Origin of the sequence: Elizabethkingia argenteiflava (assembly GCF_009904105.1) — a bacterium.
Taxonomy (GTDB): Bacteria; Bacteroidota; Bacteroidia; order Flavobacteriales; family Weeksellaceae; genus Elizabethkingia; species Elizabethkingia argenteiflava.
In genome coordinates this window covers 1-11,759 of record NZ_JAAABJ010000517.1, presented here as the reverse complement: position 1 = coordinate 11,759, position 11,759 = coordinate 1, and the positions used below count along the sequence as shown (strand labels likewise).

At 34.4% G+C, this 11,759-nt stretch carries 9 protein-coding genes and 3 pseudogenes; 5 read left to right on the top strand and 7 right to left on the bottom strand.

Translation table 11 applies throughout. From position 1 onward, the window contains the following. Nucleotides 1–253: pseudogene (locus tag GNY06_RS07570) on the top strand (IS5 family transposase); the annotation flags it as partial. A 139-nt stretch (nt 254–392) separates the two neighbouring features. Here GNY06_RS07570 and GNY06_RS07565 read toward each other — a convergent pair. From GNY06_RS07565 to GNY06_RS07555, 3 genes are all read right to left on the bottom strand, one after another. Then, nucleotides 393–761 (bottom strand): toprim domain-containing protein, encoded by a 369-nt coding sequence (locus GNY06_RS07565; protein ID WP_166519506.1) that lies wholly within the window; start codon nt 759–761, stop codon nt 393–395. Nucleotides 762–874: 113 nt separating this feature from the next. Beyond that, on the bottom strand, nt 875–1,312 hold the full coding sequence (locus GNY06_RS07560; protein ID WP_166519505.1) for a hypothetical protein: 438 nt from the start codon (nt 1,310–1,312) through the stop codon (nt 875–877). Further along, entirely contained in the window at nt 1,275–1,715 is a 441-nt protein-coding gene (locus GNY06_RS07555) for a helix-turn-helix domain-containing protein (RefSeq protein ID WP_176589997.1), read from the bottom strand. Before GNY06_RS07555 ends, GNY06_RS07560 begins: the two co-directional genes overlap by 38 nt. Nucleotides 1,716–2,037: 322 nt before the next feature. On the opposite strand from GNY06_RS07555, the gene GNY06_RS07550 reads away from it, so the two are divergent. Then, the gene (locus tag GNY06_RS07550; RefSeq protein WP_166519504.1) at nt 2,038–2,469 is read left to right on the top strand and encodes an MliC family protein; all 432 of its coding nucleotides are present in this window, start codon (nt 2,038–2,040) and stop codon (nt 2,467–2,469) included. Between the two features lie 546 nt (nt 2,470–3,015). On the opposite strand, the gene GNY06_RS07545 is transcribed toward GNY06_RS07550, so the two are convergent. From GNY06_RS07545 to atpD, 3 genes are all read right to left on the bottom strand, one after another. After that, nucleotides 3,016–5,547, bottom strand: coding sequence for a DUF5686 family protein (locus GNY06_RS07545; RefSeq protein WP_166519503.1), 2,532 nt, complete (start codon nt 5,545–5,547; stop codon nt 3,016–3,018). 154 nt (nt 5,548–5,701) lie between these two features. Next, on the bottom strand, nt 5,702–5,986 hold the full coding sequence (locus GNY06_RS07540; protein WP_166519502.1) for a FoF1 ATP synthase subunit delta/epsilon: 285 nt from the start codon (nt 5,984–5,986) through the stop codon (nt 5,702–5,704). A 70-nt stretch (nt 5,987–6,056) separates the two neighbouring features. Further along, nucleotides 6,057–7,565 carry a F0F1 ATP synthase subunit beta gene (gene atpD / locus GNY06_RS07535; RefSeq protein WP_166519501.1) on the bottom strand — a complete coding sequence of 503 codons (1,509 nt, stop codon included), beginning with the start codon at nt 7,563–7,565 and terminating at the stop codon, nt 6,057–6,059. A gap of 101 nt (nt 7,566–7,666) precedes the next feature. Here atpD and GNY06_RS07530 point away from each other — a divergent pair, with 101 nt between their 5' ends. Both GNY06_RS07530 and GNY06_RS07525 read left to right on the top strand, forming a co-directional pair. Next, complete coding sequence (locus tag GNY06_RS07530) at nt 7,667–8,611, top strand: bifunctional riboflavin kinase/FAD synthetase (RefSeq protein ID WP_166519500.1); 945 nt, start codon at nt 7,667–7,669, stop codon at nt 8,609–8,611. 405 nt (nt 8,612–9,016) lie between these two features. Beyond that, on the top strand, nt 9,017–10,024 hold the full coding sequence (locus tag GNY06_RS07525) for an acyl-ACP desaturase (RefSeq protein WP_166519499.1): 1,008 nt from the start codon (nt 9,017–9,019) through the stop codon (nt 10,022–10,024). A gap of 412 nt (nt 10,025–10,436) precedes the next feature. On the opposite strand, the pseudogene GNY06_RS15200 reads toward GNY06_RS07525, so the two are convergent. Beyond that, a pseudogene (locus GNY06_RS15200) lies at nt 10,437–11,248 on the bottom strand (GLPGLI family protein). 359 nt (nt 11,249–11,607) lie between these two features. On the opposite strand from GNY06_RS15200, the pseudogene GNY06_RS15655 reads away from it, so the two are divergent. Continuing rightward, nucleotides 11,608–11,759, top strand: a pseudogene (locus GNY06_RS15655) (IS982 family transposase); the annotation flags it as partial.

The window sequence follows — 11,759 nt, the reverse complement described above, 5'->3', positions numbered from 1 at the left end:
TGAAAATTTAAGACAAATGTTAGAAAAAGAAAAAATAATCGCCAATATTAAAACCAATCTCAGGAATAATAAAACAGCCAAGAATTATTATTATTTTGATGAAGAATTATATAAACGAAGGTTCAAAATAGAGAAAGCGAATGCTTGGATGGATAGTTTCAAAGCATTATTAATACGATTTGAAACTTCTGTAATAACATGGTATTCTTTGCATTATATTGCTTTTGTTATTTTATTCCTCAGAAAACTATAAGTTTAAACAAGTTCATTGTATCATTGGTCTAAAAATTCAAGAAATAATTGATTAAAATCATTTTTGGTATTTCCCATTCTGAAAAAATCGGAAATATCCTTTTCCTGCTTGGTTCCTGAAAGTGGGAGCTTCAAACGATTTACCCTGAAACCTGATAATTGTTTCTGTGCTTTAGCGAAGCCTCTAAACCCGCTTTATCCACATCATACAAAATCAGAATGTGCCTGAAGTGGTAGGACAGTTTTTTAATCAGACTTTCAGGTATCGAGCTGGTTTCACTGTTGAAGCAAATCGCATAAAATCCTTTGGAAGCCAGTGACAATACATCCTTTTCCCCTCCGGTAATAAACAAAGTGTTTCCTTTGGCGGGCAATTGTTCTAACCCGAAGCAATAGGATTCGGGCAGATTTCCACCGTATGGAAAACGGATTTGAGAAAAAGGACGATAAATTTTTACATATCTTTTACCAAAATACCCAAACATGGGTTCCTGTTCTGATAAATACATCGTAAAAGGTTTTGAGTCTTTATTTTCACTTGAAAACTCATCCAATGAAACAACTTTGTATAGTTTCAGAATTTCACGGGTAATGCCATATTGTTTCCAAAACTCAATTTCCTTCAGGGTAAAGCTGCGTTCAAAAACGGAATACGGTTTAGGGTTATAGGACTGCTCTTTTCCTTTATGGCATTTTCATTTCTGCTCTCTGTTTTTGTTTTTGAAGAGTATCTGTTTTGGGGCAAAGCATATCCTTTTTCCAATTCCAAATTCATTTCTTCATTGATTTGCTTCAATATTTCTGTAAACTCTGTAGTACAGTCTAGGCTTTTAATTTTTCCTACGATTGAAAAACAATCTCCGTCATAATGAGGATCACCAAAATCCTTCATACGGTACATACCGCTTCTGCGATCAAAGTAGATATTGCAGGATGCCTTGATATCATCATAAAAGGGGTTTTTAAAATTTCTGCCTATACGCCAATCTCCCGGAAGGTAGTGTTTGAAAATATCCAGTCCGTTACGGGTGCTGCTCAGCACTTTGTTTTTGTCTAACATTCTTTTGGTGGTTTTGTATCAGGTCTTCTAAGCATTCTTCGCTCCCGCGGATCAGGTTTTCCTGCAACATCCTTTTGATTTCGCTGATTTTGTAATAGTTTTTCCCTCTAATACGGGAATAGTTGATTTTGATTTCACTGCGTAGTCTTTGCAGGGTGTGGTCACTAATCTTCAAAAAGGTACATACCTCATAGCTGTCAACCCAGACGTCTGTTCCATCTTCTGTATTTTTCTGTGAAACAACATAATCGAAGATCGTATCCTGGACAAGAGTAAGACAATAACAGACAATGAATTTTATCCGGATAAGTTCAATAGTTTTTTTGATAACATCGTCAAAAAAAGAAAGAATATTTGTGATAGAGTAATATTCAGGCTCATCAGGGCAGGTGCATAGGTGCAAGTATGTATAATACTTGCACCTATGCACCAGTCCCAAATACCGATGAATAAAGGATTGGTTTTTTGAAAATTTTTGGCAAAATTTGCACTATGAGTGATTTGCAGACAAAAGGTATACACCCAATAAGCAAAAATGGTATAGGAAACGCTCTAAATCGTACCCCTCGATTGAAAACACATACGTTTGATGCTAAATATTAGTTAATTAATTATGTGTTATTTTGTAATTTATGTATAAAATACCTAAACTTCTCATTCCTGTATGATCAAACGTTTTTTGCACGGGCAGGAATAATTTAGTATTTTTATTAAAATTTTACTATATGAAAAAAGTATTTTTAATTATTTCCGGGCTCGCTCTGACAATATGTGCCTGTAATTCTAAAAAAGAAAAAGTAGATACCGATACGCTTAACACAAATGCAGCGCCACAAGTTGAGGAGAAGGTTTCTACTAAAATTCCTATTAATAATGAGGGGCCTTTATATGTTTCTTCTGACAACCAATATCGTTTTCGCATTATTTCTGGAGTAAAAGGAGAAGGTGATTCTGCTCAATTTACTGACAATATTATTATACGCAACGAGAACGATGGAAGAGTCTACGACATGAAATTGGTTCCCACCGCCAGCGGCGATAAATACGAAGATAAAGAAGGTAATTATTTCTGGACGAAAGAAGATGATTTTATGTTTGGAAAAGGAGACAACGTAGTTGCAGAAGGAAAAATTTCCACACAAGCCTCTCCACATTAATATGATTTAAAGAATAAAAATAAGTAAGGTAATATTCAGATCTAAAAACTAATTTCTGCTAAAACTTAGATTTGAATTAAATGCATTTTGTTTTTTTGTTCCAATATTCAGCTATAAAAATTTTACAAAAAACTGACCGTAATATCTTTCTTTGGTAAAACAGATTTTGAAAATAGGAATGTGGTATTGTTTTTTGAAATATGAATTCTTAAAAAGAATTTAATAGGTTTATATTTTGATTTCCCCCTATAGGGGTATTAATGATGATATTGAATAATAGTATTTTTTTTATAAAAGGTATAAAAATGATTTTTTTATATCTTTATTATTTGGCATTATACAGCTTATTTTTTAACAATTCCTTATCTTAAAACTCTTATTAATCGATGCTTGTAAGTTGATTTCAAAAAATGTTGATAAAAACTCTTAGTTTTACTCGTTAAACCTGTTCATGAAACAAAATGAGCCTGATGTAAAAATTCCCTAAAAACAGATCGTTTGAACGATTCTCGATAGGAAAATCATCACTTTATAATATAAAGAAGATTAAAAACCCAATTGTAACCCTACTTTTATACCAAATTTACGAGCTTCGGGATGGTCTAAATAATTACCACGCCAGTTAAAATCAGCACGGAACATCCTAAAATTACTAAAACCTATATTCTCTATACCGAAACCATATTCATAGTAAATATGATCCTTAGGAGCCTTATAAACGATATTGGATCTACTGACGTCTATATTATCACTCCTCAGGCTCCCCCAGGCTCCTCTAAAGAAAACTATTTCCCTAAGCTTCAGTTTTTTTAAGAGGGGTATTCTATTAAATACCCACCCATTGAAATGGTGTTCCCAAAATAAATTAGAGTATGCATCGGTTACAAATTCATAGTAATCCAGCTGAGAAAAAGTGTTCGGAATGCTTATATAAGACTGATTTCCAGGGAGCACATTCATTAAAGAAAGAGGTACAGTACCAAAAGTTTTTCCGCCCTCGATATTTATATTGGATTGTCCTATTGAACCTATAAGCACTGGTTGTACATAAGAAAACTGAATTCTATCATAGTTAAAATCCGATTTAAATACACCCGATATTCCTTTAGTATAACGCAGCGTAAAAGTTGGGAAAAGTCTTTTGATCATATTTCTATCAACTCCGTATTCCGCAAATTGGGCTCCAGGGCGATAAGTTAATACTAAAGAAGCTCGAGCATCGTTAGCCTGGCTTTTTTCTACCCCCACCCTGCTGATATAATTAATATTGAAACGCCTCGGGTCAGCGGCCTTTATCTCTCTATAACTGCCATCCAATGTCACTTGAAAATTTAAAAAAGGTTCTACCGACGCATAGATATTATTTTCTACAATATTACTGAGGTAGAAATTATTACCCGTATTTGCAATAGACGAAGAGGCAAAAGAACGCCCGGTCCCTACACTGGAATTCATTTCTCCCATAGGATCTACAGCGAGCTGCTGTAAATCTCTTTTAAAACGATAACCTAGTGTAAAACGCTTGTATTTATCCAACATATAACGCCCTCCGATTCCAAATTTAAATTTCTGATCCCGGAATCCATAAGCTCCATAACCTTCCAGTCTCCACATATCATTGCGACTAAAAAAAGTTCTCGCTCCCAGTCTCAAGCGATCGCCTTCTATATCATTATGACCATATAAAGAATATAAATTTCCTACATCTACTGCATTTCCTATATTATAAAAACCAGAACCTATTGCTTCTACAAGTTTTACAGCCGTTTTAAATTTAGGAAGCTGCCATAAGCGGTTTAAATTCTGGTAAGTGAGTGAATCTTTTGGGGTTAGCGGCTCATGCCTTTGATGATTCCAAAAAGCTTCATCTTTTGTATAAATATGCTGATCTTCTCGTTGAGTTTTGGTTTCAATTTCTTTTGCTATTTCAGGCTTATTCACTTCAAAATCTTTATAAGAAACAATTCTGTTCACATATAAACCTTTAGCATTGGCTTTTTTATTCAACAGCGACATATCCACCATAATCTGCGATTTTTCTGGTCTAAAAGATTTATCGTCAATAATATGATAGGTAAGCTCCGCATTTACCCCGCGAATAAAATTAACATCTATATTCTTAGGAGAGTTTAAGGTTATTTTTTTAACAGCAAAAGCCTCTTTTGAAATAAAGATCACGCCTCTGAAGGCAAATACTGCATTACTTCTGGGGATATATTTTATGGTATAGCAAGCTTCTCCATCGATAATATTATCTTGCATCAAGGTATAATCGTACACTCCAAAACCTTCAGTGGAAAGAGGACTGGTAAAACCTTTATCAAAAAAATTAAGCTGATTATCATAGATATTGAAGTCTTTATAGAGATTTTGAATTGTCTGCACCATAAATTGGTAATCTTCAAATCCGGAAGCTTTCTCGGCGATCAATACTTTTTTTTCTTTAGAGAATGGACGGTTGACTTTATAATAAGTGGAGAGTTGTTCGTTCATATATATAGGAACAAATGCCTTACCTGTACTAAAAGCCGTATCTACATTTTTAAACATAAACTCCATTCCTTTAAAAATCTTTTTATTGATAAAGCTGCTATCTAAATTATTTAATGAGGCTTCCAGTTTTTGGTATTCACTATACTTATAATTATCATATGTATCAAAAGCATTTTTATAATGCCTCTTCCATACCGCTTTCAGAATAGCATAGGCCGGATTCTCTTTCTTGTTTTTATACTTCTTCTTGGTGTTGATAATAACGCCCTCTATATATTTATTCGCTGTATTCACCGCTCGGTGTAGCACTATGGGCAGCAAACTGTCGGCATGAAGATCATATGCTATTTTCTGTAATCTATAGTCACGCTTCTGAACAGTAATCACTCCTGTGCTATCCTGAACATTGAGTTCAAAAAAGCCATTGTTGTCGGAAATTGCTGTGTTCTGCTTATTATTAAGCACAGCTCCTGTAATTGTTTTTTGGGAATCAAAATCCGTGATTTTACCTGTAAGTTTTAATTGTCCATCGATTTTTATAATTACCAAACAGGTAAATGAACAAAAAAATAGTTTTTTTATCATACGATTTTTACGTCAAATATTATTTTCTCTGAAAGTAATTCACGAAGATATAATAATATTGGTTTTTATAGCTAAGGTCGTGCCATTTCTTCATCTGTAAAAACAAAAAATCCCGAATTTTAAAATTCGGGATTTTTATATTTGAATAATAAGACTAACATTCACAAAGAATGATTCCATTATTGTTGTTAAACTCTATGACACCACTTTTGATTTTGTAAGAAAATTCGCCTTGATCGGTGTTTTCAATTTCAAAATTATTAGCATAATCATCAGAAATAGCTGCTGAAAAAATTCTAATATCCCCTTCTTTAAGTGCAGAAACAATAGCTGCGTGATCTTTCATTATATGAAAGTCTCCACTGATTCCAGGTACTAGAACTGAATCTACTCGCCCTTCAAAAACCACAAATTCGGGTGTTAATATTTTTATAATCATCTTTTAAGAGATTTAAAGATTCATAAGCCAGATGTAAGCCCACTTAAAAATCAACATCTAATACTTATTATTATTTGCTGTCAGCCAACATTTTCTCTCCAGCCTCAATAGCTTCTTCAATAGAGCCTTTAAGATTGAAGGCAGCTTCCGGAATATGATCTAATTCTCCATCGATAATCATATTAAATCCTTTGATGGTATTTTTAATATCTACTAAAGCCCCCGGGATGCCTGTAAATTGCTCTGCAACATGGAAAGGCTGAGATAAGAATCGCTGTACTTTTCTCGCACGGTAAACTACTAGTTTATCTTCTTCCGATAACTCTTCCATACCTAAGATAGCTATAATATCCTGTAGTGCTTTATATCTCTGAAGAATTTCTTTTACTCTTTGGGCACAGTTATAGTGCTCTTCACCAATAATTTCGGGTGCTAAAATTCTGGAGGTAGAAGCCAATGGATCTACGGCTGGATAAATCCCCAATGAAGCAATTTTTCTATCCAATACAGTAGTAGCATCTAAGTGAGCAAAGGTGGTAGCTGGCGCAGGGTCAGTTAAGTCATCTGCAGGCACATATACGGCTTGTACAGAAGTAATAGACCCATTTTTGGTAGAGGTAATTCTCTCCTGCATCGCTCCCATTTCAGAAGCTAAAGTCGGCTGATAACCTACTGCAGAAGGCATACGCCCAAGGAGTGCAGACACCTCTGATCCAGCTTGTGTAAAACGGAAAATATTATCTACAAAGAAAAGAACGTCCCTTCCTTGTCCACTTTCCCCTCCATCACGGTAGTATTCCGCTAGAGTAAGTCCAGAAAGAGCTACACGCGCTCTTGCTCCTGGGGGCTCATTCATCTGGCCGAATACAAAAGCAGCTTTAGATTCTTTCATCAATTCAGGGTCAACCTTAGAAAGATCCCATTTACCTTCTTCCATGGAATGCATAAATTCATCACCATATTTGATGATTCCCGATTCCAACATCTCACGGAGAAGATCATTTCCTTCCCGAGTACGCTCTCCTACTCCTGCAAATACGGAAAGTCCTCCATGTCCTTTTGCAATATTGTTAATCAATTCCTGGATTAATACGGTTTTACCTACACCAGCTCCTCCGAATAAACCAATTTTACCCCCCTTAGCATAAGGCTCAATAAGGTCGATTACTTTAATCCCTGTATATAAAACTTCCGCTGAAGTTGATAACTGATCGAATTGAGGTGCTTCTCTGTGGATTGGCAAACCATTATCTTTGGATAAGTCCTGAAGTCCGTCAATAGCATCACCTACCACATTGAACAATCTACCATTAACTTCATCTCCGATCGGCATAGTAATCTGTCTTCCGTGCCCTATTACCACTTGTCCTCTCTGAAGTCCATCGGTAGCATCCATGGCGATACATCTTACCGTATCCTCTCCTATATGCTGTTCAACCTCTAAGATGAGGCCTTTCTCGCCTTCTCTAACAACCTCAAGAGCATCATAAATATTTGGTAGTTCCTCTACTTCCTGAAATACCACGTCAATTACCGGTCCGATAATCTGTGCAATTTTTCCCTGAATTTGGTTTGCCATTTTTATTTTTTTTCTTGAGTGCAAATATAGTGATATTCCTCGTATCTGCATTGTTTGTAAGAAAGATTTTTATCATATTTGTAATGCCTAAATTTTTCATCTTGAAAATTATAAAAAATATAGCTGAGTATAGCGATAAACGGGGACTTTCGATGTCCTTGGGAATGTTTGACGGAGTTCACAGAGGTCATCAGGAGATTATAAAAAAACTGCAACGGCATAGCGAGCAATTAGATTTAGAAAGCGCTGTGTTTACTTTTTGGCCTCACCCCAGAAAGATTTTACAGCCACAAAGCGATTTAAAATTGCTCAATACGCTAGATGAGAAATTAGAACTTCTGAAAAGCTACGGAATTCAAAAAATTTTCCTTCAGGAATTCAATGAAGACTTTAGAAATCTTTCAGGAGAAGATTTCGTAAAACAGATTTTACTCGATAAAATAAGAATGCGATATATTCTTATCGGTTACGATCATCATTTCGGTAAAAACAAAAGCGGTAATTTACAACTTCTGCAAAAAATGGCGGTTGATTATGATTTTATAGTAGAGGAAAACCCTGCCGTCGTAGCTGATGATGTTGCTATAAGCTCCACTAAAATAAGAAATGCTTTAGCCAAAGGCGATATTCAAACTGCTAATGAATTTTTAGGTTACCCTTATTCACTAAGCGGCAAAATCATACATGGTAAAAAAATCGGTAAGAAAATCGGATACCCTACAGCTAATATAGAAGTAGATCCTCTCAAGCTCTTACCAAAAAATGGGGCTTATATTGTAGAGGTTAAACACAATGGCCATTCTTATAAAGGTATGCTGAGTATAGGCACCAATCCCACCGTAAATGGCACTGAAAAAACAACAGAAGTTTATATTCTTGATTTCAACCGGAATATTTATGGACAAAATATTAGCGTTTATTTTAGAGCATTTTTACATGAAGAAATAAAATTTGAAAGTCTAGAAAAACTCATCGAAAAATTAGATGAAGATCAACAAATGACCTTAGATTTTTTTGAAAAACAGCCTTACCTAACGGCTGGATGAGATCTAGATGAAGGAATGCGCTATTTGTGAAAATTATTTTTGACATCTCTCAATAAATCGTGCATTATCTCCTACTCTCATCTCTTATCTTATCCTTTATATAACGGTTATTATGAATGATTAAAAGTATATTTTCTTTTTCACAATAAATTATTTTAAAATACGTTATATTTACAGCGATAAAAAAGTTCTTATAAAAAACTAGTGATGCAAGGGGTGTGGCCATGGAGTAATAAGCACTCCAAGAACCTATTCTAAAATCGGCGATTTGATTTTATATTGAAAAAACTGATCTATATTCTAGCCCTCCTATCTTACTTCAATATCGAATGTTAAAGAAAGATGGTATAGCTGAATCTATCCATTTTTTTATGCACATTTTTATAGAATAAAAAAAACAATAACATGAATACAAGAGAATTAGATGAATACCATAATAGGTTTGATGTTATTAAATCCATGGATGATTTGGTATCAGAAGCTGTTGAAAACAAATTAATGAACCCCGAAGAATGTTGGCAACCTCAGGACTTTTTACCCGATATGGAAAAAGAAGACGCTCTGGAGCAATTGAAAAAATTACGAGAAAGAGCCGCCAATATTCCCAATTCTGTTATTACTTCTTTAGTGGGAAATATGATTACGGAAGAGGCTTTACCCAGTTATCAGACTTATTTCAGCTTAATTTTTAATGAGGATAAAGAGGTTACCTCCGATAAAGGCTGGGCCAAGTGGGCACGAGCATGGACGGCTGAGGAAAACCGTCATGGAGATCTACTCAATAAGTATTTATATATGAGTGGTCGATGTGATATGAAAAAAGTAGAACAAACCATTCATCGCCTGATCTATAATGGCTTTGATCCTGATACTGAAAAAGATCCTTATCAATCTATTATTTATACCTCTTTTCAGGAAAGAGCTACCAAAATATCCCATGTCAATACGGGTAAGCTGGCAGATAAAGCCGGAGACCATGTCTTGTCTAAGATTTGCAAACAAATTGCAGGCGACGAGGCACGGCATGAAAATGCCTATAAATCTTTTATGGCCGAAATATTTAAAAAAGATCCGAATGGAGCTATTGCAGCTTTTGAAAAAATGATGCGCAAACAAATTTCCATGCCTGCCATACTCATGGATGATCAGAAATCGGAGCGCAATATTTTTATTGATTTTTCAGCCATCACCCAGAAAATTGGAGTCTATACCACCTGGGATTACGCCTCTATTATAGAACACCTGGTGAGATACTGGAAAATAGAAACCTTAACAGGCTTACAAGATGGCTTTAGCAAAGCTCAGGATTATCTATGTAAGCTATCAGAACGCTATCGCAGGATTGCCGAAAGAATGAAAGTTCCCGAGGATATCAAACTGCACTGGCTAAGTCATGCTAAATTCTCATTCTAACAAAAATTGGGGTGTTTTTTTATTTAACATGCTTGTTATTTAAATCTACACCCTCATTTACTCCTTGTAAACACCTCCGCTGTTCATATTCTACTTGAGTGTTTATTGCGCTCTCCTGAAAAATATACCTTTTCATCATCCTCAATCGAAGGCCAAGACTGGAGGTCAATCCGACAGCCATGGGTATACAATACAAGTAAGCTTGACATGGAGTTCTTTATATAGGTCTCCATGGCTAACTTATTCAGGAGCTGAGAAATTATTATAACATTGGATTGCTTAGGTTTTCTTCATAATCCATATTATTCGGTAGGCTCTAGTATGTAAGCTAAACTTATCCTGTATATTTAGAAGAAAAATAAAGCCCTGAGTTGCGGATATAAAATTTGTGAAAATACATACTCAAAAATGCTTATGGATATTTTATAACTTCTGATAGTTCTATAGGATTGTTGTATTTTTTGATATTTTTTTGCTCATCCCTGGTTAATTCGTTATAGTTAGGCGTAAATTCTTTTCCATCTTCATATTGCCATCGCGCTTTAATTTGTCCTGATTTCAGTTCTCTATAAGGGTCATTATAGTGATCTATTAAAACTTTATTCAGCTGTATTTTTGAAATATCAATAGGTTTCACAGATAAATAGTCTATATCTGTCGTTTCATCCTTTTTTATTCCGATAAAAGAAAATACATAATGATCTTTGGTATCTCTAAGGTAAATTATCAACCCCGGAGTCCCCTTAAAAACATATGGTCCTTCTTGTAGAGGAATCTCTATTGCGAACCAAGCTTCCCACATTCGATTGGAATAATTGAGGCTTGCTTTTGACATAAATAATCACCTATTTTTTTTGTTTCTTCACTGATATTCCACTTAAATACTGGCATCTCATCAGAGCTCCTGTACAAATCTCTAAGTAAGTATGTATATCTATAAATTTTTCCTGTTTGATTATCTTTTACCACCATAAAATCATAGTTATACCGTTCTGTCTTTTGGCCAGTTAAAGCTATAGAATCACTGATAAATTGATCCTGGGCATAAAACTTTGATTTGTTATTTTTTATCAAGAGCAGCATGTTTTTCTTTACAGATTCTTTATCTAAAGAATCTCGCTTATAGCTCATTTGATAATTAACTCTATAATTTTGGGCATCACAAAATCCATAGATGAATAGAATAAAAAACAAAACTGATTTATATAATTTTTTCCATTTCATAATACTGAATCGCTTTTTGTTTTAAAGGGTTTGTACTCCATTCATTCCATTCACCACTATAAGGATTATAACCGCATTTTAAAGGTTTGTAAATATCTAATCCTTTATTGTTAATCCCAAGATAAATTTCATATCGCCTCCTAAAAAAATCATTTTTTTACAGGTAATATTAATCCCTCTACAGATTGATTTATATAGTGTTCTAAATTATATTTTACCTCATCTGACCGCCTGCTAATTTGTAGCATATATGAAAAGTATTCATTATTATACCCGTGGTTCATTTAGGATAAAAAAAAAAGGAAGCTGGTCATTATTATATAAATACCTAAATTTAATAGTCTAACAAACGATTAAATATGAACAGCTTTACCGCAAATTATGAAAAAATATTAGAGATACTGATAACAATTGAAAGTAAAATGAATTTTTTAAATCAAATCCGCAAGCCCAAATTGTCAGATCTTGAGTTAATCTCCATAGACTTAACTTCAGAATTTATGAGTATTGA

Excerpts from the sequence above, each read along its gene's own strand:
- atpD (WP_166519501.1), bottom strand. The coding sequence starts at position 7,565 with ATGGCAAACCAAATTCAGGGAAAAATTGCACAGATTATCGGACCGGTA.
- GNY06_RS07560 (WP_166519505.1), bottom strand. The coding sequence starts at position 1,312 with ATGTTAGACAAAAACAAAGTGCTGAGCAGCACCCGTAACGGACTGGAT.
- GNY06_RS07550 (WP_166519504.1), top strand. The coding sequence starts at position 2,038 with ATGAAAAAAGTATTTTTAATTATTTCCGGGCTCGCTCTGACAATATGT.
- GNY06_RS07525 (WP_166519499.1), top strand. The coding sequence starts at position 9,017 with ATGAATACAAGAGAATTAGATGAATACCATAATAGGTTTGATGTTATT.
- GNY06_RS07545 (WP_166519503.1), bottom strand. The coding sequence starts at position 5,547 with ATGATAAAAAAACTATTTTTTTGTTCATTTACCTGTTTGGTAATTATA.
- GNY06_RS07540 (WP_166519502.1), bottom strand. The coding sequence starts at position 5,986 with ATGATTATAAAAATATTAACACCCGAATTTGTGGTTTTTGAAGGGCGA.
- GNY06_RS07565 (WP_166519506.1), bottom strand. The coding sequence starts at position 761 with ATGTATTTATCAGAACAGGAACCCATGTTTGGGTATTTTGGTAAAAGA.